The organism is Saonia flava, assembly GCF_011927795.1.
Lineage (GTDB): Bacteria > Bacteroidota > Bacteroidia > Flavobacteriales > Flavobacteriaceae > Saonia > Saonia flava.
Window position 1 is genome coordinate 330,652 of record NZ_JAATJJ010000002.1, and the last position, 23,947, is coordinate 354,598.

General features: G+C 36.0%; 24 protein-coding genes. 14 read left to right on the forward strand and 10 right to left on the reverse strand.

Features of this window, described 5'->3' with window-relative positions:
- Nucleotides 1-19 precede the first annotated feature (19 nt).
- From lepB to GGR42_RS16910, 3 genes are read left to right on the forward strand one after another with little or no spacing between them, the layout of a single operon-like run.
- The gene (gene lepB, locus GGR42_RS13550; protein WP_167965118.1) at nucleotides 20-1,756 is read left to right on the forward strand and encodes a signal peptidase I; all 1,737 of its coding nucleotides are present in this window, start codon (nucleotides 20-22) and stop codon (nucleotides 1,754-1,756) included.
- Nucleotides 1,757-1,760: 4 nt separating this feature from the next.
- Nucleotides 1,761-2,396, forward strand: coding sequence for a WbqC family protein (locus GGR42_RS13555; RefSeq protein WP_167965120.1), 636 nt, complete (start codon nucleotides 1,761-1,763; stop codon nucleotides 2,394-2,396).
- Nucleotides 2,389-2,709 carry a DUF6122 family protein gene (locus GGR42_RS16910; protein ID WP_245201476.1) on the forward strand — a complete coding sequence of 107 codons (321 nt, stop codon included), beginning with the start codon at nucleotides 2,389-2,391 and terminating at the stop codon, nucleotides 2,707-2,709. The genes GGR42_RS13555 and GGR42_RS16910 overlap by 8 nt, the downstream gene beginning before the upstream one ends.
- On the opposite strand, the gene GGR42_RS13560 is transcribed toward GGR42_RS16910, so the two are convergent.
- Genes GGR42_RS13560 through GGR42_RS13590 form a run of 7 tightly spaced genes read right to left on the reverse strand, consistent with a single transcriptional unit; the run spans nucleotide 2,689 to nucleotide 8,828 of the window.
- A complete protein-coding gene (locus tag GGR42_RS13560) occupies nucleotides 2,689-3,708 on the reverse strand; it encodes an endonuclease/exonuclease/phosphatase family protein (protein ID WP_167965122.1) in 1,020 nt (339 codons plus the stop codon). The genes GGR42_RS16910 and GGR42_RS13560 overlap by 21 nt on opposite strands.
- A 3-nt stretch (nucleotides 3,709-3,711) precedes the next feature.
- Nucleotides 3,712-4,584, reverse strand: a complete 873-nt coding sequence (locus tag GGR42_RS13565; RefSeq protein WP_167965124.1) for a rhomboid family intramembrane serine protease — start codon at nucleotides 4,582-4,584, stop codon at nucleotides 3,712-3,714.
- 1 nt (nucleotide 4,585) lies between these two features.
- Nucleotides 4,586-5,329 carry a rhomboid family intramembrane serine protease gene (locus GGR42_RS13570; RefSeq protein WP_167965126.1) on the reverse strand — a complete coding sequence of 248 codons (744 nt, stop codon included), beginning with the start codon at nucleotides 5,327-5,329 and terminating at the stop codon, nucleotides 4,586-4,588.
- Nucleotides 5,330-7,183 carry a DNA mismatch repair endonuclease MutL gene (gene mutL / locus GGR42_RS13575; RefSeq protein ID WP_167965128.1) on the reverse strand — a complete coding sequence of 618 codons (1,854 nt, stop codon included), beginning with the start codon at nucleotides 7,181-7,183 and terminating at the stop codon, nucleotides 5,330-5,332.
- Nucleotides 7,183-7,536: a hypothetical protein gene (locus GGR42_RS13580; protein ID WP_245201477.1), complete on the reverse strand. Its 354-nt coding sequence runs from the start codon at nucleotides 7,534-7,536 to the stop codon at nucleotides 7,183-7,185. Before GGR42_RS13580 ends, mutL begins: the two co-directional genes overlap by 1 nt.
- Nucleotides 7,537-7,575: 39 nt before the next feature.
- On the reverse strand, nucleotides 7,576-8,058 hold the full coding sequence (gene ribH / locus GGR42_RS13585) for a 6,7-dimethyl-8-ribityllumazine synthase (protein ID WP_167965130.1): 483 nt from the start codon (nucleotides 8,056-8,058) through the stop codon (nucleotides 7,576-7,578).
- Between the two features lie 2 nt (nucleotides 8,059-8,060).
- Complete coding sequence (locus tag GGR42_RS13590; protein ID WP_167965132.1) at nucleotides 8,061-8,828, reverse strand: tetratricopeptide repeat protein; 768 nt, start codon at nucleotides 8,826-8,828, stop codon at nucleotides 8,061-8,063.
- 126 nt (nucleotides 8,829-8,954) lie between these two features.
- Here GGR42_RS13590 and recF point away from each other — a divergent pair, with 126 nt between their 5' ends.
- Genes recF through GGR42_RS13605 form a run of 3 tightly spaced genes read left to right on the forward strand, consistent with a single transcriptional unit; the run spans nucleotide 8,955 to nucleotide 10,754 of the window.
- A complete protein-coding gene (recF, locus tag GGR42_RS13595) occupies nucleotides 8,955-10,034 on the forward strand; it encodes a DNA replication/repair protein RecF (RefSeq protein ID WP_167965134.1) in 1,080 nt (359 codons plus the stop codon).
- Between the two features lies 1 nt (nucleotide 10,035).
- A complete protein-coding gene (locus GGR42_RS13600) occupies nucleotides 10,036-10,458 on the forward strand; it encodes a hypothetical protein (RefSeq protein ID WP_167965136.1) in 423 nt (140 codons plus the stop codon).
- A complete protein-coding gene (locus GGR42_RS13605) occupies nucleotides 10,458-10,754 on the forward strand; it encodes a DUF721 domain-containing protein (protein ID WP_167965138.1) in 297 nt (98 codons plus the stop codon). The genes GGR42_RS13600 and GGR42_RS13605 overlap by 1 nt, the downstream gene beginning before the upstream one ends.
- A gap of 51 nt (nucleotides 10,755-10,805) precedes the next feature.
- Here the strand turns inward: GGR42_RS13605 and GGR42_RS13610 are convergent, their stop codons facing one another.
- Nucleotides 10,806-11,225 (reverse strand): nucleoside-diphosphate kinase, encoded by a 420-nt coding sequence (locus tag GGR42_RS13610; RefSeq protein WP_167965140.1) that lies wholly within the window; start codon nucleotides 11,223-11,225, stop codon nucleotides 10,806-10,808.
- 158 nt (nucleotides 11,226-11,383) lie between these two features.
- Between GGR42_RS13610 and GGR42_RS13615 the strand changes: the two genes are divergently transcribed.
- The 4 genes from GGR42_RS13615 to GGR42_RS13630 are packed head-to-tail and all read left to right on the forward strand — an operon-like array spanning nucleotide 11,384 to nucleotide 15,210.
- On the forward strand, nucleotides 11,384-12,400 hold the full coding sequence (locus tag GGR42_RS13615; protein WP_167965142.1) for a DHH family phosphoesterase: 1,017 nt from the start codon (nucleotides 11,384-11,386) through the stop codon (nucleotides 12,398-12,400).
- Nucleotides 12,397-12,957 carry a gliding motility-associated peptidyl-prolyl isomerase GldI gene (gldI, locus tag GGR42_RS13620; RefSeq protein ID WP_167965144.1) on the forward strand — a complete coding sequence of 187 codons (561 nt, stop codon included), beginning with the start codon at nucleotides 12,397-12,399 and terminating at the stop codon, nucleotides 12,955-12,957. Before GGR42_RS13615 ends, gldI begins: the two co-directional genes overlap by 4 nt.
- A 20-nt stretch (nucleotides 12,958-12,977) precedes the next feature.
- Nucleotides 12,978-14,081, forward strand: a complete 1,104-nt coding sequence (locus tag GGR42_RS13625; protein WP_167965146.1) for a peptidylprolyl isomerase — start codon at nucleotides 12,978-12,980, stop codon at nucleotides 14,079-14,081.
- Between the two features lie 40 nt (nucleotides 14,082-14,121).
- Nucleotides 14,122-15,210, forward strand: coding sequence for a glycoside hydrolase family 5 protein (locus GGR42_RS13630; RefSeq protein ID WP_167965148.1), 1,089 nt, complete (start codon nucleotides 14,122-14,124; stop codon nucleotides 15,208-15,210).
- Between the two features lie 7 nt (nucleotides 15,211-15,217).
- On the opposite strand, the gene GGR42_RS13635 is transcribed toward GGR42_RS13630, so the two are convergent.
- Nucleotides 15,218-16,678 (reverse strand): aminoacyl-histidine dipeptidase, encoded by a 1,461-nt coding sequence (locus GGR42_RS13635; RefSeq protein ID WP_167965150.1) that lies wholly within the window; start codon nucleotides 16,676-16,678, stop codon nucleotides 15,218-15,220.
- 31 nt (nucleotides 16,679-16,709) lie between these two features.
- On the opposite strand from GGR42_RS13635, the gene GGR42_RS13640 reads away from it, so the two are divergent.
- From GGR42_RS13640 to GGR42_RS13650, 3 genes are all read left to right on the forward strand, one after another.
- Entirely contained in the window at nucleotides 16,710-17,837 is a 1,128-nt protein-coding gene (locus GGR42_RS13640; protein ID WP_245201478.1) for a DUF3810 domain-containing protein, read from the forward strand.
- A gap of 110 nt (nucleotides 17,838-17,947) precedes the next feature.
- Nucleotides 17,948-20,896, forward strand: a complete 2,949-nt coding sequence (locus GGR42_RS13645) for an amidohydrolase family protein (protein WP_167965152.1) — start codon at nucleotides 17,948-17,950, stop codon at nucleotides 20,894-20,896.
- Between the two features lie 12 nt (nucleotides 20,897-20,908).
- Nucleotides 20,909-22,198 (forward strand): amidohydrolase family protein, encoded by a 1,290-nt coding sequence (locus tag GGR42_RS13650; protein ID WP_167965161.1) that lies wholly within the window; start codon nucleotides 20,909-20,911, stop codon nucleotides 22,196-22,198.
- Nucleotides 22,199-22,254: 56 nt separating this feature from the next.
- On the opposite strand, the gene GGR42_RS13655 is transcribed toward GGR42_RS13650, so the two are convergent.
- A complete protein-coding gene (locus GGR42_RS13655; RefSeq protein ID WP_167965163.1) occupies nucleotides 22,255-23,055 on the reverse strand; it encodes a DUF6503 family protein in 801 nt (266 codons plus the stop codon).
- 72 nt (nucleotides 23,056-23,127) lie between these two features.
- Here GGR42_RS13655 and GGR42_RS13660 point away from each other — a divergent pair, with 72 nt between their 5' ends.
- Entirely contained in the window at nucleotides 23,128-23,940 is an 813-nt protein-coding gene (locus GGR42_RS13660; RefSeq protein ID WP_167965165.1) for a TrmH family RNA methyltransferase, read from the forward strand.
- The last annotated feature ends 7 nt before the right edge of the window (nucleotides 23,941-23,947 follow it).

Sequence of the window (23,947 nt, forward strand, 5' to 3'; positions counted from 1 at the left end):
AAAAAAATAAATTAGCAACATGAACGGTACACAGTGGATCATTTTTATTCTGATAATTCAGGTTATTCATTTTCTGGGAACTTGGAAATTATATGTAAAAGCGGGTAGAAAAGCTTGGGAGGCAGCCATCCCAGTTTATAATGCAATTGTTTTAATGCAAATTATAAATCGCCCAAAATGGTGGGTAATTTTACTTTTCATCCCAATAATTAATTTATTGATGTTTCCGGTAGTTTGGGTAGAAACCATTCGCAGCTTTGGAAAAAATAGTCTTTTGGATACTTGGTTGGTAATACTTACCCTTGGTTTGTATATATATTATGTAAATTATGTATTGGATGTAAAATATATTGAGGACAGAAGCTTACACCCAAGAACAGGATTGGGGGAATGGGTAAGTTCCATTGTTTTTGCCATAGTTGCCGCCACTCTTGTACATACTTACTTTATGCAGCCTTATGTAATACCTACAGGATCCTTGGAAAAAACTTTATTGATTGGTGACTTCTTATTTGTAAGTAAATTCCATTATGGTGCAAGAACCCCTATGACTACCGTTGCTGCACCTATGGTGCATGATACTCTTCCCATACTAAAGACAAGGTCATATTTGGCAGATGTAGACCCAGAAACCTATAAGACATCTTGGAAGAATAAATTACAACTTCCTTATTTTAGATTACCTGCACTTCAAAAAATAAAAAGGAACGATATTGTGGTTTTTAGCTGGCCGGCGGATACAGTGTACCGTTTTTTCAAAAGAGAAAAAGGAGTAAGAAAACCTATTGATAAAAAATCCAATTATGTAAAACGATGTGTCGGCATTCCAGGCGATTCATTGTCTATTATAGATGGGTATGTCCACATTAATGGTAAAAAAACTGTTTTACCGGGAAGGGCCAAAGTTCAATATATACATGCCGTTACTACTAAAGAACCGCTAAACAATACAGTTGTAAATTTGCTAGGACGTGATGAATACATGGGAAGTGTCGTTAGTATTCCGAAAGAAGCCTTAAATCAAGAAAATGCGGAAGAACTAATCAATAGATTGAGTCTTGAAAAAGTTAAAGAAGATTCTACTACTGTGTTCTTTGCTGGTTCCATACCCAACCCAAAGGTAAAGTCCTTTTTAAAGGCATCGGAAACAAACAACGTATCTCTTTTTAACATGACCGAAGCTGAGGCTAAAAATTATGTTGGCCAGGCTGGTATTACTTCGGTGGAAAAATTCGGGTTTTCTCAAGAAACCACAAAAACTTTTCCCCAAGATTCCGAACATACCGGTACTACTGATAGTTTTGGTCCCATTTATCTCCCTAAAAAAGGAGAAACAATTCCTTTAACAATATCGTCCCTCCCATTTTATAAAAAAATAATACATGAATATGAGGGCAATTCTTTATCAGTTTCCGGAAATCAAATAACCATCAACAATGAAGTGGTAGATTCTTATACCTTTAAGCAAGACTATTACTGGATGATGGGAGACAACAGGCACCGATCTGAGGATAGTAGATTTTGGGGCTATGTTCCTGAAAATCATATTGTAGGAAAGCCAGTCTTTATTTGGATGAGTATTGATGGTATAAATGATGGTATAGGTAATTGGAAAATTAGATGGGACAGAGTTTTCACCACTGTAGGTGGTAATGGTGAGCCTAAATCCTATTTTAAGTACTTTTTATTGATTTTGGCCGGATGGTTCGTATTTGATTTCTTTAGAAAGAAGAAGAAAAAGAAAGCAAGCCTATAGAAGCATGAAGGTTTTGCTACACCCTGGATACTTTCCCAATATTGCCAATTTTGCAGTAATGGTTCAACAAGATATTTGTTGGGAAGTTGAAGATAATTATCAAAAACAAACATACAGAAACCGTAGCTATGTCTGTACTGATTCAGGAAAGCATTTATTGAGCATTCCTATAAAGCATATAGGTTTTAATATTCATGGAAAACAGAAATACAAAGACGTTAAAATAGAAAATGAGTATAATTGGCAACGTCAACATTGGAGGACATTGCAAACGGCATATAGGACTTCCCCATTTTTTGAATATTATGAAGATGATTTAGCTCCTCTTTTTAAAAAACACCATACATTCTTGTTAGATTTTAATATGAAAACCATTCAATGTATTCATGAATGTCTTCAAATTAAAATGCCAACCGGTAAAACTGAAACTTATGTTCCTAGTCCAAAACATATAAAGGATGGACGGTTTTTAGTAAATGCAAAAAATAATTTGGAGTTTGTACAAGAAGAATACACTCAGGTTTTTAATGATAGACATCCCTTTATAAAAAACGTGAGTATCTTGGACCTTCTTTTTAATGAAGGTCCAAATGCAGTTACCTACTTAAAAAATATCAACTTGGATTTTTTGAATGATTAGATTTTGTATTCACTATGGGATACATTTTTTAGTTCCCATAGCTATTGGTTTTCTCTTTTTCAAGGAAAACAGAACAAGAGTTATACTTATACTGCTCTTAGGAATTTTGATTGACTTAGATCACCTACTGGCCACTCCAATTTTTGACCCCGGTCGTTGTAGCATTAACTTTCATCCATTGCATTCCTATTGGATAATCCCTCTATCCTTTTTATTTCTTTTCTTTAAGAAAACAAGGATTTTAGGTTTGGCATTAACTATTCATATCCTTGCTGACCAGGCAGATTGTTGGCTATTGGGATTTGAGACGTAATGTGGACATTACCGGATAATGATCGGACAATCTTACATCATAATTTTTATGGCTCAACACCTCAAAATTTTTATCTGCCAAAATAAAATCTATCCTTAAAGGATATCCCATAAAATCATAAGTTCTCCCAAATCCTTTTCCTTTTTTAAGGAATGTATCTTCCATATCCCCTTTGATTGAATGATATACATTGGAGTATTGATTATTGTTAAAATCACCACACACAATTTTTTTATGGGGGTTTTTACCTAGATGCTCCTGAAACAAATCTGCTTGGTCTTGTTGCATAGAGAAAGATTTTGTCAACCTCCTATAAAGCTTATCCGAAGGTTCAGTGGTTACGGCTTTAACGGAAGGAGTTATTTTGAAAGATTGCAAATGTAAATTATAAACACGGATAGTATCATTTTCTATGACAATATCAGAAAATATCCCATTATTTAAAGTGCTTTGAAAATTCAATGAGCCTTTATTTACAATTGGATATTTGGAAAAAATACTTTGAACCGATTGCCCTGTAGAATAAGGTGTTTCAGCTCTATACGGATACATTTTTAATTTCTTATACCATATTCTGCTATGCTCTTGAAAACATAATATGTCAGGGTTTTCTTTTTTTATAAATTTAATTATTTCATTTCCGAGGTTTGGGTCATCCAACCAATTAAACTTGTTAAAATCCCTAACATTAAAACTCATTACTTTTAACCCATCATCAAAATTTTCTTTAATAGAGTACTTATAAAAAGAATCCATAAACAAAAAACCCATCAACAACAAAATTCCTGACAGTATCCATTTCCTTTTCCAGCGTATAATCCAATATGCAAAAAAAACAAAATTGGCCAATACCAGTATGGGCACTGCCAGATTTAAAACGGATAAAAAAGGGAAGGTCCTTGCAGAAATATATGGTCCAAAAAAGGAAATAAAAAACAAGAAAGCAACTAAAATATTGAGTATATAGACAAGCTTATCAAGAAAAGTAAGTTGCTTCACAGTTTAATTTTCCTTACCAGCTTTGAACAAGAAATCCTTTTCATCTTTTGATAAACTTTCATATCCAGATTTACTAATTTTATCCAAGATAGAATCTATCTTTCTTTGATGGCTTTCCTTATCATAATCGGCTTTGTTCCTCTTTACCGTCTTTGCTTTACGATACACTGTTTTTAAGGGAGCCTTCTTTTCTTTTCTCTTAAACATGTTAGCTATCCCGTTCAAGAAGTTTTCAAATCCCTCGCCAATATCATTTCCTTTTGCCAACTGTCTAGCATAAATATATCCAAGAAGAGCACCTCCTAAATGAGCCAAATGCCCACCCACATTTCCTCCAGAGGGAATTTGAACTAAATCTATAAGCACAAAAAAAGCACCTACATACCATAGCTTAATATTAAAAAAGAATACTCTAACCTCCTGATTTGGAATATAGGCACAAATAAATATTAAAACAGCGGTAACTCCAGCAGAAGCACCTATTAATACCGTATTTACACTTACCAAAGCCGGAAAAACATTGTAACTTAAAAGGAAAACAATCCCTCCTACTATTACTCCTAAAAAATAGACATTGATAAATTTTTTGGGACCAAACAAGTTTAAGAAAATCCTTCCTGAAAAGTAAAGCATCAACATATTCCAAAAAAGGTGGGTAAATCCACCATGAAAGAATGAATATGTAACAATGGACCATGGTTGTCCTATAAAGTCCATGAAATTTTTTGGAAGCTCAAACCACTTTGATACACTATTATCTGGCAATCCTAATAGAAAAGTGAAAATTCCACTCACTAGAAACACCAGAACATTAACAGCAATAAGCTTTTCAGCAATATTGAGTCGTGCAAATTGATATTTTAAATCTCCCGCCACTCTAATTCCAACGTTTATTGTTAAACTGGTTCTTTTTCCAGTACCACATCATTATAAAACCAAACAAAGCCCCCCCGACATGGGCAAAATGTGCAATACCATCTCCAAAAATTGAATAGCCCGTAACCCCAGAAAATAAATCGAGTCCTATTAAAACAGGTATGAAGTATTTTGCTTTTACTGGAACAGGTATAAACATAAGGAATAATTCACTATTAGGATAAGACATTCCAAAGGCAACCAGAACACCATATATTGCTCCTGAAGCACCTACAGCTGGTGTACTATATGCGCTTAAAAAATTATCTATTGTGTTTTTAGAAGCCAAATTATACCAATCTGGGCTATACCTTCCATTAGATACAATTTCCATAATCTGTCCCTTAGCCATGCCAGAATCCATTAAAACCTGCATTCCTTCATTAAAATAATAGTAGTTGACACCTGTATGAATTAAAGCGGCACCAATACCGGCTGAAAAGTAAAAAAACAAAAACTTATTTCGTCCCCACATTCGCTCCAGGGGTGATCCAAAAGCAAACAACGCATACATATTAAACAAAATATGCATAAACCCACCATGCATGAACATATGTGATAGTATTTGCCACAAACCAAAATTTTCATTTTTTGGAAACCATAGTGAAAACCATTGGTACATTTGATCTCCATACAAAGAGGTTGCCACAAAAAATAAGGCATTTATAATAATCAAATGTTTTACTGTATCCGTAATTCCCCTCATTTAAATAAATTTTTTATCAATATCATTTTCGGTAATGGTAATATATATAGGTTTGTTAAATGGACTTACCCTGGACTCCTTACAAGCGAACAAATCATTTACCAATGCCTGCTGTGATTCTATATCCAAAACCATACCCGTTTTAACTGAAAGTGTTTTTGACAGGTTTTTTGCCAAAACATCAGTCTGTGAAAAACTGTCCCCTTCAATTTCCATATGGTAATCTGCCACTATTTGTTCCAAGACCATAGAGGCCTCAGTATCTGGGACCAACAAAGGCAATCCAGTAATTTCCACTTTGTCCTGATCCACAATATTCATAACAAAACCTAAGCCGATTAGATTTTCTTCAATTTCTTTAATGATAGAAATATCATTTTTAGAAAATGAAAGAGACAAGGGAAACAGTAATTGTTGACTTACCGCATCTTTTATAGTGGCATTCTTTAAAAACTTCTCATACAATATCCGTTGGTGAGCCCTAGTTTGGTCAATTACCACCATGCCAGACTTTATGGTTGTCACTATATATTTTCTTCTTAATTGAAAAGTAACCACTCCTGTTTCAGGTTCTTCTTTTTCCTTGAAAATGGCCCCCGTTATAACATCGGATTCAAAAGTGAGATTATCAAAATTAGTCTCTTTGCCAACTTTGGATTCCAATCCCACATACATATTTTCCCAACCTTTTGTATTTTCTTTTTGATAGGAGGGTTTTGAAAAAGAACCTTTTTGTTGAGCGCTTTCTGCAAATGGATTAAATCCAGCATCCACCACCACATGTGGCTGTGTCACCTCTTTGTTTTGATAATTGTATGGAGTTTCCAAATTTTTATCATGCTCAAAATCGAGGGCTGGCACAACATTGAATTGACCTAGACTATGTTTAAGTGTTGATCTAAGAATGGCATATACGGTATGCTCATCATCAAACTTTATTTCTGTTTTTGTAGGATGAATATTAATATCGATACTCTTTGGGTCCACATCCAAATACAAAAAATACCCAGGATGATTAGTATTCTTAATCAAACCCTCAAAGGCAGAAACCACAGCATGGTTTAAATAGGCGCTTTTTATAAATCTATTGTTCACAAAGAAAAACTGCTCGCCCCTACTTTTTTTTGCAAACTCTGGTTTACAGAGGAATCCAGATATTTTAACCACTTGGGTTTCCTCCGCCACGGGAACAAGTTTCTCATTGAATCTTCCACCAAAAACATGAACAATACGTTGCCTTAAATTTGTAACAGGCAGGTTAAACAATTCGCTTCCGTTATTATAAAAATGAAAACCGATACTTGGATGGGCCAAAGCAACCCTATGAAACTCATCTGTAATATGCCTAAGTTCTACTTGGTTGGACTTTAAAAAATTACGCCTAGCAGGTATATTAAAAAAAAGATTTTTTACTGCAATCGAGGTTCCTAACGGCGTTACGGCAACTTCTTGGAAAATAATTTTACTTCCTTCAATTCTTAAATGCGTACCCATTTCCACATTTTCCGGTTTGGTATGCATTTCTACATGGGCAATAGCCGCAATAGAAGCTAAAGCTTCTCCCCTAAATCCTTTTGTGTTTAATTGAAATAAGTCTTCTGCACTTTGTATTTTGGATGTGGCATGCCGTTCAAAACTTAAGCGAGCATCCGTTTCACTCATTCCCTTGCCATTATCCACTACTTGCACAAGAACTTTTCCTCCATCCTTGATAATAAGTTTAATGGATGTTGCTCCAGCATCAATCGCATTTTCCATGAGTTCCTTAACCACAGAGGCAGGTCGCTGGACAACTTCTCCCGCTGCTATTTGATTAGCAACATGGTCTGGCAAAAGTCTTATAATATCTGCCATTATTTTTTATAGAATATAGATAGGTCAAAGTCAAAAAACCATAGAACCAAAAAAAACAATATGGCGGTAATAATAAGCAATCTAATATTTATTTCCCTGTTGCCCTTGGTACGCCCCGCTCTTCTGGCATCGGCCCAATGTCTTCTGGCATCCAAAGAATTTGATGTATCCCTGTATTTTGCAAACCTAGAATCAATACTATAAATATTATCCTCTTTCTTTTCTGAAGAATAGCGAGGCACGTATTTAAAGCTATTGTTTTTCTTTAGTTTAAAGAGTTTTCCTTTCAAAATATATGGGATTTGACTAAAACCAAAAATACTCAAAATAGCAGGGAATATAGAGACTTCCATGCTAAAAATTGTTAACAAGCAAAAATGATGTAACTCTTCCTATTTTCCTAAAGCAGCCATTTTTATTGCCGCAATAGCAGCTTCTGCACCCTTATTTCCATGGATACCCCCACTTCGGTCAACAGCCTGCTGCATGGTATTATCTGTTAGCACACAAAAAATAACAGGAACATTTTGCAACACATTCAGGTCTTTTATCCCCTGTGCCGTGGCACTGCATACAAAATCAAAATGCTTGGTTTCTCCCTGTATTACACTTCCAATGGCAATGACTGCGTCTACTTCAAGGTCAGCAATCATTTTTTTACTACCATATATCAACTCAAAACTTCCAGGGACATTCCATTTGATTATATTCTCCTCTCTAGCCCCACAGTCTAGCAATGCAGCCATAGCTCCATCATAAAGGCCTTGGGTTATTTTGGCATTCCATTCAGAAACAACAATCCCAAACCGAAAATCTTTCGCGCTTGGGATCGTTGTTTTATCGTAAACCGATAAGTTTTTGTTAGCCGTGGCCATGTTTAGTTACTTTTTGCCTTCCCTATAAATACATCAATAGTCGTGGCTTCATCAGAAGATGAAAATTCATCCTTTATACGCTGAAAATACTTCAACGCCTTTTCTTTCTCACCTAAATCTAAAGAAACAACACCAGCTTTGTACAAAAATTTTGGTGTCGTATAGTCATTTACATTGTGGGAGATAGCTTTTTCATAATAGTCCAGGGCATCTTCAGGCTGATTCAATTGCATAAAAGCATCTCCTAGTCCCCCTTTTGCCAAGGCACCTAAAATAGCATCATCCGAAGAAAAATCCTCTAGATAATCTATCGCATTGTCATATTGCTGCATATTTAAATATGCCATCCCAGCGGAATACGTAGCAATATTGGCAGCTTTGGTACCTTTATATTCCTCAATAATATCCAAGAACCCATATTTACCATCTGCTCCTCTTAAGGCTATAGTATACAAGGAATCCCTTTCTGCTCCAGCTCCATTAACAGCCTGATCAAAATACTGTTGTGGATAATACATTTCATTGGCTGCATTTGCTTCCTTGGGCTTTTGTACAAATTGTACATATGCCAAATAGGCCAAAACACCCAAAGCAATGACACCAATCACTCCTAAAATATAATTTTGGTTCTTAGAAACCCATTCTTCTGTTTTAGATGCGCTTTCGTCCAAAGTACTAAAAACCTCAGCCGTTGTACTGTTGTGTTCATCCAACTCTATTTCTTCCGCTTTATTCTTAGGTTTGTATCCGCGCTTCTTGTATGTAGCCATTATTAATTTTATTAATCGGGCAAAAATAAAGTTTTTATCCAAAAACAAAAGGTAAATTATTCGTTATTTTTGGATATTTTGCAGCTTACCCGTTGGGTATTGAAAATAAACTATTGCTACTTCTGAATGTTTCTAAAAAAATTGTCCCTTATTAATTATAAGAATTTTGATTCCCAAAATTTTGAATTCGATACCAAAATCAATTGTTTTGTTGGCAATAATGGCGTAGGAAAAACCAATGCCTTGGATGCCATTTACCATCTTTCTTTCGGCAAAAGTTATTTTAATCCGGTAGCTACCCAAAATATTAAACACGGTGCAGACTTCTTCGTAGTCGATGGCGAGTTTGAGAAAAATAATAGGGAAGAAAAAATTATCTGCAGCCTTAAACGCGGCATGAAAAAGGTGATAAAAAGAAATGGCAAGGCCTATGAAAAATTCTCCGAGCATATTGGTTTTTTGCCTTTGGTCATAATTTCCCCTGCAGACAGGGACCTCATTATGGAAGGAAGTGATACCCGAAGAAAGTTTATGGACGGTGTCATTTCACAATCGGACCAAAACTACTTAAAAGACTTAATTAGCTATAACAAGGTTTTGACACAACGGAATTCACTTTTAAAATACTTTGTAGCTAACCAAACTTTTGACAAAACCACTTTAGAAGTTTATAATGAACAGCTAAACACTTATGGTACCAAAATTTTTAAAAAACGTGCCGCCTTCTTAGAAACTTTTATTCCAATTTTTAAGGAACAATATGCTACAATATCGGGAGAAAATGAAATAGTTTCACTTTCATATGAAACTAAACTGCTCCATACTGACTTAAAATCGTTATTAGAACAAAGCATTGATAAAGATAGGGCTTTGCAATATACCAGTGTAGGAGTACATAAAGACGACCTTGATTTTAAGATAGAGGACCATGCCATTAAAAAATTTGGCAGTCAAGGTCAGCAAAAATCCTTTTTAATTGCCTTAAAACTGGCCCAATTCAATTTTATAAAAGAACAGGCACAAACCACTCCGATTTTAATTTTAGATGATATTTTTGACAAATTAGATGAAAATAGGGTTGCCCATATTGTTAGTTTAGTTGACAACGAACACTTTGGTCAGATTTTTATTAGTGATACACATCCAGACAGAACCGAAAATGTGGTCAAAAACATTCATCAATCCTATAAAATCTTTAAATTGTAAAATGCGACCGTTTAGTTTACTACTATTGATTTTAATTCTTACAGGATGTTCCCAAAAAAAAATAACCCATGAGGATTTAACACATTTAAATGGGTATTGGGAAATAGATACTGTAACTTTCCCAGACGGAACTACCAAAGAATATAAGGTAAATACGTCTGTGGATTATATTGAAATAAATAGCTTAAAAGGGTATAGAAAAAAAATGCACCCTAAGTTTGATGGAACTTTTTCAACTTCCAATGATGCAGAACAGTTTACAATTTTGGAAACAAAGGATGGTTTTATAATGTTTTACAAAACCAATCTAAGTGACTGGGAGGAACAGATTGTTGACGTTTCTCAAAATCATTTTTCAGTAAAGAATAAGGAAAACGTTACATATATTTATAAAAGGTTCCTGCCAATCAACATAGAAAAATAATGGCAAAAAGAGAGAATACACCAATACCATTAAGTGGTGCTTTAGAAGAGTTCATTAAAAAGAACAAACTAGAAAAAGGCTTGGACAAAGTGAGTGCTCGTGATGCCTGGAAAAGTTTAATGGGTAATGGCGTAAACAATTACACGACCGCTATTGAGTTAAGAAACGACACCTTATTTGTTTCCTTGTCCTCATCTGTTTTAAGAGAGGAACTAAGTCATGGGAAATCTAAAATAATTACCATGCTCAATGAGGAGTTGGGAAAGGAATTGGTTAAAAAACTGGTGCTTAGATAGCAAAAAAAGCTGCCCATTGGACAGCTTCTCAATATTAATAGTTTTAATTTCTTAGTAAACTTCCCTGCCTGAAAAATGAAAAGCTCCTTCTATAGCTGCATTCTCATCACTATCAGAACCATGAACCGCATTTTCCGCAATATCCGTTGCAAACAATTTTCTTATGGTTCCGTCGGCAGCTTCTGCAGGATTGGTAGCACCTATCAATGCCCTAAAATCCTCAACAGCATTTTCCTTTTCTAAAATAGCCGCCACTATTGGGCCTCTAGTCATAAAATCTACCAACTCACCATAAAAAGGACGCTCCTTATGGATGGCATAAAACTCTTGCGCATCTCTCTTGCTCAATTGAGTATATTTCATAGCCACTATCTTAAAACCAGCAGAAGTTATTTTCTCTAAAATAGCTCCAATATGCCCGTTTTCGACAGCATCGGGCTTAATCATTGTAAAGGTTCTGTTTGTAATCATTTCATAAAATTTTGCGCAAAAATACATTATATGTATTCAACCTACAACAATATGGATACAGTTATGGTCACAGTGCAAATAAACACGTTCAACACTTTACCATCAAAAATAAAAAGCATGGTTATATGACTATGCTATAAAATTGTATCTTTGGATGCATGAATTTAGAGGACATAAAGGTCGCTAAGAAGCTACTTTCCAAAGAACAAAAAATCGTTATCATACCTCATAAAAACCCAGATGGAGATGCTATTGGCTCTACACTGGGATTATGGCATTATTTAAATAATCATGGGTTACAAGCAACTATTGTTTCGCCAAATGATTATCCTGGTTTTTTGAAATGGATGCCCGGCAACGATAAAATTGTAAATTTTGAAAGTGACTCCATAGGAGCAAAAAAACTAATTGAGGAAGCTACATTAATTTTTACATTGGATTTTAACCACTTGGGAAGAATTGGACAATTGCAACCTTTGTTGGAAGAAGCATCTGCCACTTTTATTATGATTGACCACCATCAAGAACCATCAGATTATGCAAAAATTATGTATTCCGATGTTAGTATGAGCTCTACCTGTGAAATGGTATATAACTTCATAGAATTTTTAGGCGATTTGGATAAAATCACTCCAGAAATAGCCAATTGCATATACACGGGCATAATGACGGATACCGGCTCCTTTAAGTATTCCTCAACTACAAGTAGAACACATACCGTTGTATCCAAACTAATTGAACTTGGGGCAAACAATACAATGATTCACAATAAAGTGTTCAACACCAATTCTCCCAGCAAACTGCACCTTTTGGGCTGCGCCCTAAAGAATATGGTTATTTTACAAGAATACGGTACAGCTTACATTACCCTTTCTCAAGAAGAATTGGACACATACGAATATAAAAAAGGAGATACCGAGGGTATTGTAAATTATGGACTCACACTAGAAGGCATTCAACTTGCGGTTATCTTTATTGAAAACAAAGAAGAAAAAATCATAAAAATATCTTTTAGGTCAGAGGGTGATTTTTCCGTGAATGAGTTTGCAAGAAAATATTTTCAAGGAGGTGGACACAACAATGCGGCCGGAGGAAAAAGTGATGGATCCCTAGAAGAAACCACTTCGTATTTTAGGAAGTTGTTAGAACAATATAAAGATGAGTTAATCGCATGAAAAAACAGCATTTCATAGCAGGTATTGCCTGTATTATTTTTCTTGCCTGTGGAGGTCCAGAACCCAGAAAACCAGTTAAGGTAAAAACTGCAAGTTATATCAAGGAATCTGTGGAGAGAAATAAAAAAATGTTGGAAATGGAAGAAAAAATGATTTCCGAAATCATTAAAAAAGATTCCTTGCATTTTTATCAAAATACTTCAGATGGGTCATGGTTCCATTATTTGGTAAAGAATGATACGGCACAATACACCCCAAAAATGGGTGATATGGTAGCCCTAAATTATAATCTGGTAAGTTTTGACAATGATACAATCTATACCAAAGAAGAAATTGGCAATCTTACTTACCTAGTTGATAAACAAGAAGACCTTTTCCCTGGTCTTAGAAATAGTGTTAAAATACTAAAAGAAGGAGAAACTGCTACTTTTTTGTTCCCGTCATCAATGGCATATGGTTATCATGGGGACAATAACAAAATAGGAACAAACGTTCCCGTAAGAAGTACCATATCAATATTACAAATAGAAAAACAAAAAGATAGTATCCAAAATTGAATTTAAAACATAAAATAGAAATGAAAAAAACATACATCCTATTCCTATCCCTTGTATTGACTTTGGCAGCCTGTAAATCTAGTAAACATGCAGATTTAGGAGATGGTGTATTCGCAGGAATACATACGAACAAAGGGGATATTATATTAAAATTGGAGCATAATAAAACTCCATTGACCGTGGCCAATTTTGTTTCATTGGCTGAAGGAAATAGTCCTTTTGTTTCTGATGAGTTCAAGGGAAAGAAATATTATGATGGACTTATCTTCCATAGGGTAATGAAGGATTTTATGATTCAAGGGGGTGACCCATTGGCCAATGGAACTGGTGGACCTGGATATAAATTTAAAGATGAATTTCATGATTCTCTTGCACACAGTAAAAAAGGAATTTTATCCATGGCAAACCCTGGACCCAACAGTAATGGAAGTCAATTTTTCATTACCCATAAGGAAACTCCATGGCTAAACAATAAACATAGTGTTTTTGGAGAAGTAGTTGAAGGAATAGGAGTATTGGACACCATTGCCAACGTTGTTGTTGCACAAGGAAGTAACAAACCAACTTCAGATGTGGTAATGAATACGGTAGAAATCATTAGAAATGGGAAGGAAGCAAAAAAATTTGATGCCGTGCAGATTATGACAGATTATTTTGCTGAAGAAGAATTGGCTTCCAAGGCCATGGAAAAGATAAAGTCGGATTTCTTGGCAAAAGTGGCCCAGCAAAAAGAAGCGGCGGAAACATTGCCTTCTGGGCTTAAAATATATAAAGTAACAGAGGGTACAGGAGAAAAACCACAAATTGGCCAAAAAGTCTTGGTAAATTACGCAGGATGGCTAGAAGATGGTACCTTATTTGATACTAGTGATGAAATCGTTGCTGAAAAATTTGGGATGCTTGAAAAAATAAAGCAAATGCATAGAGGAAATTTATCCCCGTCGCCAATGGATTATAGCCCAGAAGCCCAATTGGCGGCCGGTTTTAGGGAAGGATTGCTTACCATGAAAGTAGGAGATAAAATTAGAGTATTTATACCGCCATATTTAGGATATGGAGAGCGTGATTATGGGCCAATTCCAGGAAACTCTGATTTGGTTTTTGATATTGAAATAGTAGAGTAAGCTTTTAACACCCGTTTTATTTAATTCATTTTATAAAAACATGAAGAAGTCAATACCAGTTTTATTGATGCTAGTCTTATTCTTAGGATATTCAGCTTGTTCTTCCTCTTCAGACGACGATTCGGGGCAAGAGCAAGAGCAAGAACTATCCGAGGAGCATAGTTCTGAAAATGAAGAAGAAGAAGAAGAAGAAAATGGAACAACGGTATTTAGTTCTGCCGTGGAACAGTATGGGCAATTAAGTGTGGATGGGTCCAATATAGTTGATAAAGATGGAAATCCCGTTCAATTAAGGGGCATGTCATTTTTTTGGAGTCAATGGATCGGCAAATATTATACTCCTGAGGTTGTTAAGTGGTTAAAAGACGATTGGCAATGTAATATAGTACGAGCGGCATTGGCAGTAGAAGAAGGAGGAAATGGATATATAGCAAACCCCGAAGTAGAAAAACAAAAAATATTTACAGTAATTGATGCAGCCATAGAAGAAGGTATCTATGTTTTAGTGGATTGGCATAGCCACCACGCCGAAGATTATGTTACAGAGGCAAAAGCTTTTTTTGCCGAAGTTGCAGAAAAATATGGCCACCATCCCAACATTATTTACGAACCTTACAATGAGCCTCTTGATGTTTCATGGAGTGCAACACTAAAACCTTATCACGAAGAAGTGATAGCAGCAATTAGGGAACATGACCCTGATAATATTGTGGTTTGCGGTACCAGAACTTGGTCACAAAGGGTAGATGAAGTCATAGGAAACAAAATAGATGATGCCAATGTGGCCTACACATTACATTACTATGCGGCCACACATAAACAAGAACTAAGGGACATTGCCCAATTGGCACTAAATAACGACATTCCTTTGTTTGTAACCGAATACGGAGTAACACAAGCTACTGGTGACGAATCCATTGATGAGGCGGAAGCCAATGTTTGGTGGGATTTTCTGGATCAACATAAAATATCCTGGTGTAACTGGTCCATTGCCGACAAAGAAGAATTAGCAGCAGCTTTAAAACCCAACGCGAGTACTCTCGGTGGGTGGAGTGCAGATGACTTAACCCAATCTGGTACTATGGTTAGAGCAGAAATTAAAAAAAACAACCCAGAGTACACAAAATAATAAGGTCTTATTTTTCTGGGATATTCTTAAGAATTTCAAGAACAAATTTCCAAAATTTTTGAACGGAGGATATACTCACTCGTTCATCTGGCGAGTGCGCTCCTTCTATTGTAGGACCAAAACTGATCATATCCATATCTGGATAGTTTTGTCCTAAAATACCACACTCCAATCCTGCATGGCAGGCAGCCACTTTTGGTTTTTCGTTAAAAAGAATCTCATATTGCGATTCAAGCACTTTTAAAATATCAGAATTGGGGTTTGGATTCCACCCAGGATAATTTCCGCCAAAACTTACTGTGTATCCAGCCAACTCAAATGCCGACTTTAGTGAATTGGCCAAATCCAACTTAGCTGTATCTACAGAGGAACGAGTTAAACACCCAATATGTATCGTCCCGTTCTTCACCTCTACCCTAGCTAGGTTGTTAGATGTTTCTACCAAATCTTGGATAGAAGCACTCATGGCATACACCCCATTTGGCGCAGCATAAATCGCTTTTACCAATTTAACTTGGGCATCCAACTTCATTATTTTTTCTGGAACATTGATTATGTTCAAAGCAATGGATAAATCCGGTTCCATAATAGAAAGTTCTTTTTTTATGGCAATGCTCCATTCGGCAATACTTGTTTCAAAATCGTTCTTACTTAACGCATCAACCACAATTTTTGAAAAACTTTCTCTGGGAATGGCATTTCTTAACCCTCCCCCTTTGATTTCATTAATTCCGATTTCAAATTTTTCAATTGCATTATACAATAACCGATTCATTATTTTATTGGCATTTCCCAATCCTTTGTGAATCTCTATTCCGCTATGACCTCCATTTAATCCTTTTATAGTAAGTTGGTATGCAATGGTATTATTCGGAACCTTTTCTTCTACATATTCCCCTATTGCAGTAACATCTATTCCTCCAGCACAGCCAATATCCAATTCGTCATCTTCCTCTGTATCCAAATTGAGCAATATTTCACCTTTAAGAACACCTGCTTTTAATCCCATTGCGCCAGTCATTCCTGTTTCTTCATCAATCGTGAACAAAGCTTCAAGAGCTGGGTGTGGTATATCCGTACTTTCCAACAAAGCCATTATTGTTGCTACCCCCAACCCATTATCTGCTCCTAAAGTAGTTCCTCTTGCCCTTACCCAGTCACCATCCACATACATTTGAATACCTTGCGCATCAAAATCAAAATTGGTATCCGCATTTTTTTGATGTACCATGTCCAAATGGGATTGTAGGGTAATCATCTTTTTTGTTTCCATCCCGGTGGTTGCCGGCTTTCTAATTATGACATTTCCTACCTCATCCTTAAAGGTTTCCATACTTAAAGCCTTTCCATAATCCAACATAAATTGAATTACCCTTTCCTCTTTTTTCGACGGCCTTGGGACTGCATTTAAATCTGCAAACTTGTTCCACACTTCTTTAGGCTTTAACTGACGGATTTCTTTACTCATAGAATGTTAAGTTGATGCCAAAAATAAAGTATTGCCCAGAAACCATCAGGATTTATTGGCTATTTTTGGAAAGATGAACAGTCGGACTAAAAATTACATTGCCCTATCCTTAATCCCCCAAATAATTTTGGTGAAATGGCTTGGTGGCTACCCTGCACTTGTTGAGAAATATTACAGTAATGGAATTTATCCCATTATTTCAAAAATCTTTCGTGCACTTCTTGGATGGATTCCTTTTTCGATTGGAGACATTATAATAGCAAGTTTAATCTTTTTAGTAGTTCGTTATGCTATCATTAAATGGAGATATACTCGTTCAAAACCAAAGACATTTATTAGAAACATCTTTTTTGTCCTCTCTATCGCCTATTTCTTTTTTAACATACTATGGGGGTTAAATTATTATAGAATTCCGGTAAAAGAAAAACTGGGAATTACAGAAGGTTGGGAATATACAGATGAGGACTTAATATCTTTCACTGAAGCTATCATAGATAAAACCAACAAGCTACAATTTTCCATAATGGCAGATACCTCCAAAGCGGTTGTAGTTCCCTATACCAATGAAGAAATTTTAAGTAGAACAAGGGATGGATATAAGGCAATGGAAGAAAATCCTTTATTTAAGCCCTACACACCCCAAAGCATTAAAAAATCATTGTTTAGCACTCCTTTATCCTATATGGGAACTTCTGGACATTTAAATCCCTTTACATTAGAAGCCCAGGTCAATACCAATATTACTCCCTATTATTTTCCCTATGTTGCCTCACACGAAGTTGCCCACCAAATTGGCTATGCCGCAGAAAATGAGGCAAGTTTCATTGGTTTTTTGGCCGCTATCAATCAAGAAGATAAATATTTTAAATATTCCGCACTGACAAATATTCTTAATGATTGTCTTATACGTATTAAGTTGAGAGATATTTCTGCTTTCCAAAAAATAAGTAGTACTATCAATAGTGGTATTTTTAGGAACTATCAAGAATCTGTGGAAAATAATAAAAAATATGAAAATCCTTTGGAGCCTTATATCAAAAAATTCTACAGTTCCTTTTTAAAGGCCAACAGTCAAAAAGAAGGTATAAAAAGTTATGGCGGCGTGGTTGATTTGCTCATAGCATATCATACAAAAGGGCACCTAAATATTTCCATATAAGCAATTTTTAAACCTTAAAAAGTTATACCCATAAAAAAGGCGGTGATATTGTTATATTTTCACCACTTCTCTTATCTTTAGAAAGGCTAATTAACTTAATTACACTCAAAATGAAAATGAAATTTCTACTGCTCACCATGCTTTGGTGCGGTGTTTCTTTGTTTGCTCAAGATTATTTTCCAAAAAATGATGGAGTAAAATCAAAAAACAACAATTACACAGCATTTACACATGCTAAAATTTATGTAACCCCAACACAAGTGTTGGACAATGCCACATTACTTATCCAAAATGGAAAAGTGGCACAAGTAGGTAAGTCTGTTACCATTCCTAAAAATTCTGTTACCTTGGATTTAGAAGGAAAATCCATTTACCCTTCCTTTATTGATATTTATTCTGATTTTGGAGTGGACAAACCCAAACGCGCATCTGGAGGTGGCAGGTCTGCTCAATATGAACCCAGTAGAGAAGGGTTTTATTGGAATGATCATATAATGCCAGAAAATAATGCAATAAGCGTTTTTAAATATGATGACAAAAAGGCTAAAGAGCTTCGGGATGCAGGTTTCGGGGTCGTAAACTCTCATATACAAGATGGTATTGCCAGAGGTGCCGGAGTTCTGGTTACTTTGAATGCAAGTGGCACCGATGGAGAAAGAGTTTTAGATGCTAAATCTGCTCAGCATTTCTCCTTTACCAAAAGTATTGCCAAAAGACAATCGTATCCCACTTCCTTAATGGGGGCTACCGCCCTGCTCCGTCAATTCTATTCTGATGCAGACTGGTATGCCAAAGGTAATTCCACTACCAAGGATCGTTCCATTGAAGCATTGCTTGCAAACAAAGGGCTGCTACAGATTTTTGAAGCCAAGGATAAAAACAATGTTTTAAGGGCCGATAAAATAGGTGATGCAAACAATGTTCAATATGCAATCTTAGCAGGTGGAAATGAATATGAGAACATTGCTGACATTAAAGCGACAAATGCCAAATTAATAGTTCCCATAAATTTTCCAGAGGCTTACGATGTTTCCAATCCTTATAATGAGGATTTGGTCACTTTACAAGATATGAGAAAATGGAACCAAGCTCCATCTAACCCAAAAGTGCTTGCAGAAAATGGAATTACGTTCTCATTGACGTTGTTCGATTTAAAATCACCTTCGAAATTCAAAGGCAACCTACTAAAAGCCATTGAATATGGGCTTCCAAAAACTAAAGCTTTAGAAGCATTAACAACTGTTCCTGCATCTATTCTGGGAAAATCCAGTACAATAGGAACCTTGCAATCCGGTAGTTATGCCAATTTCTTAATAACCTCAGGAGATATATTTGAAAAAGAAACCACCCTTTATGAAAACTGGGTGCAGGGCACTAAAAATGTTATAAATGATAAAAACATAAAAGATATCCGTGGGGACTATGATTTATCCGTTGGTGGACTAACCTATAATCTTTCCATAACAGGGGAACCATCCAAACCAAAGATTGACATAAAGCAAGATACTATAAAACTAAAAGGAAAATTGGCTTACAAAGACGATTGGTTGGATTTTTCTTTTACGGATTCGGAAGACAAACCCTATCGTATGACTGGCTTGGTATTAAAAAAATCTGACAACCTAAGCGGTAAATTGGTTATGCCCAATGGTTCCGAGTCTACTTTTAAAGCAATTAAAACCAGTGCTTTCCAAAAAAAGGAAAAAGAAGAAAAAAAGAAAGAAGCACCAGAAGTGTTGCCAATTACCTTTCCAAACGTTGGTTATGGGTATACAAGCAAACCAAAATCACAAAACACCTTGTTTAAAAATGCCACTGTTTGGACTGGTGAAGATGCCGGGGTTTTGGAAAACACCGATGTACTTGTAAAAAATGGTGAAATTGTAAAAATTGGATCTAATTTGAATGGTGGCAATGCTATCGTCGTAGATGCGACCGGCAAACACCTAACAGCAGGCATTATAGATGAGCATTCGCATATTGCAGCTTTGGCAATAAACGAGGCTGGGCACAATTCTTCAGCGGAGGTAAAAATGACCGATGTCGTAGACCCGGAACATATGGGAATATACAGGGATTTAGCTGGTGGAGTTACCACCATACAATTACTTCACGGTTCTGCCAATCCCATTGGAGGTCGTTCTGCTATTCTTAAATTAAAATGGGGAGAAAGTGCCGATAATATGATTTATCCAAATTCTCCCAAATTCATAAAATTTGCTTTGGGAGAAAATGTCAAGCAATCCAATTGGCAAAGTTTTAGCCGATTTCCACAAACAAGAATGGGAGTTGAGCAGGTATTCACCAATTATTTTCAAATGGCAAAAGAATATGATGCCAAGAAAAAAAGTGGCAAGTCTTATAGATATGATGAGGAAATGGAAACATTGGCAGAAATCTTGAACGGTGAGCGATTTATCAGTTGCCATTCCTATGTACAAAGCGAAATTAACATGATGATGAAGGTGGCAGAAAAATTCGGGTTTAAGGTAAACACTTTCACCCATATTTTGGAAGGATATAAAGTTGCCGATATAATGGCAGAACATGGTGTTGGCGGTTCCACCTTTAGCGACTGGTGGGCTTATAAATATGAAGTAAATGATGCCATTCCCTATAACGCGGCCATCATGCACAGTCAGGGGGTTACAGTTGCCATTAACAGTGATGATGCGGAAATGTCAAGAAGATTAAACCAAGAAGCTGGCAAGACGGTTAAATATGGTGGATTGTCAGAAACAGAAGCATGGAAAACAGTTACTCTGAACCCTGCTAAACTATTACATATTGATGATAAGGTCGGCAGTATAAAAGAAGGCAAGGTGGCAGACTTGGTGCTTTGGACAGACCATCCTCTATCTGTATATGCAAAAGCTGAAAAAACCATGATAGAAGGAACCATTTATTTTGATTTGCAAAAAGACAGGCAACAACGGGAAGCGATAAAAAAAGAGAGAACTATTTTGGTCAATATGATGTTAAAAGAAAAAAATGGCGGTGGAAAAACCCAAGGCCCTAGACAAAGCAAAAAAGAAACTTTTCATTGCGATAGTTTATAAAATAAGAAGAAGATGAAAAAAACAAAGTACATATTCATTATTATACTATTAGGATTAATAGGAAAGTTCCATGCACAACAAACACCAGCAGACAAACAAACAGAAACTATTTCCATAACCGGGGCCACAGCCCATATTGGGGACGGAACCATTGTGGAAAACTGTACGTTGGTTTTTGAAGATGGTAAAATAACGGCCTTGGGCAGTTCTATTTCTACCAAAGGAACTATTATAGATGCATCTGGCAAACATGTATATCCCGGATTCATTGCTCCTGCCAAATCTTTAGGTTTATTGGAGGTAGATGCAGTTAGGGCAAGTGATGACCAAGATGAAATTGGAGATTTTATTCCTCATGTGAGAAGCTTAATTGCCTATAATGCAGAATCAAAAGTAGTAGAAAGCATGAGGCCCAACGGGGTTCTTATAGGTCAAATTGCTCCGCAAGGTGGACGAATTTCTGGTACCTCGTCCATTGTACAATTTGATGCTTGGAACTGGGAAGATGCCGCCATTAAAGTTGATGATGGCATTCATCTTAATTGGCCCAGTGCTTATAGAAGAGGGCGTTGGTGGCTGGGAGAACCAAGAGGTTTAAGCCCCAATAAAGACTATCAAAAACAATTAAATGAAGTGGTGGACTTTTTCAATAGTTCAAAAGCCTATGGCACGGGCTCTTCCAATGAAATGAACTTGGCTTTTAAAGCCATGCAAGGGCTTTTTAATGGCACACAAAAACTATATGTCTATGCAGAAAGAGAAAAAGAGATTATAGATGCCATTTCTACTCTAAAGAATACAGGGATACCCGAAATTGTATTAATCGGCGGTTATGAAGCCCCTAAAATTAGCGGTTTTCTAAAAGAAAATAATATTCCCGTTTTAGTGGGTTACACCCATGACCTTCCCAATTTTGATGACGATGATTATGATTATCCCTATAAATTACCCAAATTATTGATGGATGCCGGACTTACGGTCGGTTTGCAAAATGCACATGCAGAAAATTTCCAAACAAGGAATTTACCTTTTTATGCGGGTCAAGTTGTAGGTCAAGGAATGGATAAGGAAAAGGCATTACAAATGTTAACAGGAAACACTGCTAAAATACTGGGTATTGATGCCAATTATGGAACTTTGGCAGTAGGCAAAAGTGCCACCTTGTTTATTTCTGAAGGCGATGCCTTGGATATGCGCACCAATATATTGAGCCATGCCTTTATAGATGGAAGAAATATTTCTTTGGAAACACACCAAACAGAATTGTGGAAAAGGTATATGGGCAAGTATACCGGCAAATAACAAACCAAAAATATAGAAAAAAGGCTGCCACAAAATGGCAGCCTTTTTTTAATCCTCTACATTTGAACCTTGCCCTCTATTACCTTTGCCATTTCTGGCTTTTCATAAAAGTGCACTGGCATTTTATCTACAGATAGAGATACATTCTCAAAAGAAACAGTGTTTACTGCCTCTTTTATGTTCTTTCCCTCATACTTATACCAAGTAATGGATTTGGGCAGTTCAACCCCATCAACCCTCAGCCAGTCATTATATCGAATCCATTTAATGTTATCAGATTTCTCACCAGTTCTGTAAGTAACTGTATAACCTAACCATTCCATTTGATATGTATCTGGGTTATAATGTATAAAATATTCATCCTTATACGAAGTTCCTATTCCTTGACTGTACGAAATACTAATCCCTGGATATTCCCTACCCTCAAAACTCAGGTTTTCCGTTTCTCCATATACAATGCCTTTATCTGCCAAAACAAAAGGCATAGCATAAAAGTAGAACATTAAATTATGGTAAAATACGGGGTCTCCCTTATAGCTTTCTTTTCCATCCAATAACCATACTTGGCCACCATCAAATCCCATAGTATAATTCCTAGTTTCTATTTTATCCTTTCTGGAAAATAAGTCGACAATATGTGTTTCGGGATTTTCAGGCTTATCAATATCAAAGGACAACGTCCTTTTCTCTTTCCATTTCTGCAACCCACCATGTGATTTGAATACCTTTATTAATTTATCTGGATAAATAGACACATTAGTCTCTTCCTCTTTGGACTGCTCACTATCCTTAGTTTCTTTTTTTTGGTTACAACTTAAAATAAACAGAGATAAAACAAGTACTGTTAGATTCTTCATGATCATTCGTTTAGGTTTCTATCTTTGTCGATTAGAAATTATTAAGTTTACAGGTAAACCTATTCTTAAACAATGAAAAGCCCAATTCATATTAGCAGTACACAGAACAAGCTGATTAAAAATATAATTTTACTTAAAGAAAAGTCCCGTGAACGAAGAAAAACAGGTCTTTTTGTTCTTGAAGGATTACGTGAGTTTCAACTGGCTCTAAAGGGTGGCTACGAGGTGAAACAAGTTTTTTTTGAGCCCTCTATTGTTTCCCTTAATGAAATTAATGCTCTTATAGAATCATTTTCCGGCAAACCAGATATCATTGAAATCTCAAAAGAAGTATATAAAAAAATAGCGTATCGTGAAACAACAGAAGGTGTTTTGGCAATTGCAAAAGCTAAGTCACATGAACTAAAAACAATACAATTTAAAAATAAGGCACCACTAATTTTAGTTGCGGAAGCTCCCGAAAAACCTGGAAATATAGGTGCATTGCTCAGAACCGCGGATGCTGCTAATGTAGATACGGTATTCATAGCCAATCCTAAGACAGATCTATATAACCCCAATATAATACGTTCCAGTGTAGGTTGCGTTTTCACCAGAAATATTGGTACAGGAACAACCCAAGAGCTAATTTCCTATCTTAAGGAAAAAAACATTGCCATTTATTGTGCAGCGTTGACTGCGTCCAAAAACTATTTAGAGGTAAATTTCAAGGAAGCATCCGCATTGGTGGTTGGAACAGAGTCAACGGGGCTTACGGATACCTGGCTGGAAAATTCCACCCAAAATGTAATCATTCCCATGGAAGGGGAAATAGATTCCATGAATGTTTCCGTCTCCGCTGCAATACTTATCTTTGAAGCAAAACGACAAAGAAAAATCCAGTAAGAACCTT

Coding starts and splice junctions, on each gene's coding strand:
- mutL (WP_167965128.1), bottom strand. CDS start 7,183: ATGGCAGATATTATAAGACTTTTGCCAGACCATGTTGCTAATCAAATA.
- GGR42_RS13625 (WP_167965146.1), top strand. CDS start 12,978: ATGAAAAAAACATACATCCTATTCCTATCCCTTGTATTGACTTTGGCA.
- GGR42_RS13650 (WP_167965161.1), top strand. CDS start 20,909: ATGAAAAAAACAAAGTACATATTCATTATTATACTATTAGGATTAATA.
- ribH (WP_167965130.1), bottom strand. CDS start 8,058: ATGGCCACGGCTAACAAAAACTTATCGGTTTACGATAAAACAACGATC.
- GGR42_RS13635 (WP_167965150.1), bottom strand. CDS start 16,678: ATGAGTAAAGAAATCCGTCAGTTAAAGCCTAAAGAAGTGTGGAACAAG.
- GGR42_RS13655 (WP_167965163.1), bottom strand. CDS start 23,055: ATGAAGAATCTAACAGTACTTGTTTTATCTCTGTTTATTTTAAGTTGT.
- GGR42_RS13555 (WP_167965120.1), top strand. CDS start 1,761: ATGAAGGTTTTGCTACACCCTGGATACTTTCCCAATATTGCCAATTTT.
- GGR42_RS13645 (WP_167965152.1), top strand. CDS start 17,948: ATGAAAATGAAATTTCTACTGCTCACCATGCTTTGGTGCGGTGTTTCT.
- GGR42_RS13605 (WP_167965138.1), top strand. CDS start 10,458: ATGGCAAAAAGAGAGAATACACCAATACCATTAAGTGGTGCTTTAGAA.
- GGR42_RS13600 (WP_167965136.1), top strand. CDS start 10,036: ATGCGACCGTTTAGTTTACTACTATTGATTTTAATTCTTACAGGATGT.
- GGR42_RS13590 (WP_167965132.1), bottom strand. CDS start 8,828: ATGGCTACATACAAGAAGCGCGGATACAAACCTAAGAATAAAGCGGAA.
- recF (WP_167965134.1), top strand. CDS start 8,955: ATGTTTCTAAAAAAATTGTCCCTTATTAATTATAAGAATTTTGATTCC.
- GGR42_RS13660 (WP_167965165.1), top strand. CDS start 23,128: ATGAAAAGCCCAATTCATATTAGCAGTACACAGAACAAGCTGATTAAA.
- GGR42_RS13615 (WP_167965142.1), top strand. CDS start 11,384: ATGAATTTAGAGGACATAAAGGTCGCTAAGAAGCTACTTTCCAAAGAA.
- GGR42_RS13610 (WP_167965140.1), bottom strand. CDS start 11,225: ATGATTACAAACAGAACCTTTACAATGATTAAGCCCGATGCTGTCGAA.
- lepB (WP_167965118.1), top strand. CDS start 20: ATGAACGGTACACAGTGGATCATTTTTATTCTGATAATTCAGGTTATT.
- GGR42_RS16910 (WP_245201476.1), top strand. CDS start 2,389: ATGATTAGATTTTGTATTCACTATGGGATACATTTTTTAGTTCCCATA.
- GGR42_RS13570 (WP_167965126.1), bottom strand. CDS start 5,329: ATGAGGGGAATTACGGATACAGTAAAACATTTGATTATTATAAATGCC.
- gldI (WP_167965144.1), top strand. CDS start 12,397: ATGAAAAAACAGCATTTCATAGCAGGTATTGCCTGTATTATTTTTCTT.
- GGR42_RS13580 (WP_245201477.1), bottom strand. CDS start 7,536: ATGGAAGTCTCTATATTCCCTGCTATTTTGAGTATTTTTGGTTTTAGT.
- GGR42_RS13630 (WP_167965148.1), top strand. CDS start 14,122: ATGAAGAAGTCAATACCAGTTTTATTGATGCTAGTCTTATTCTTAGGA.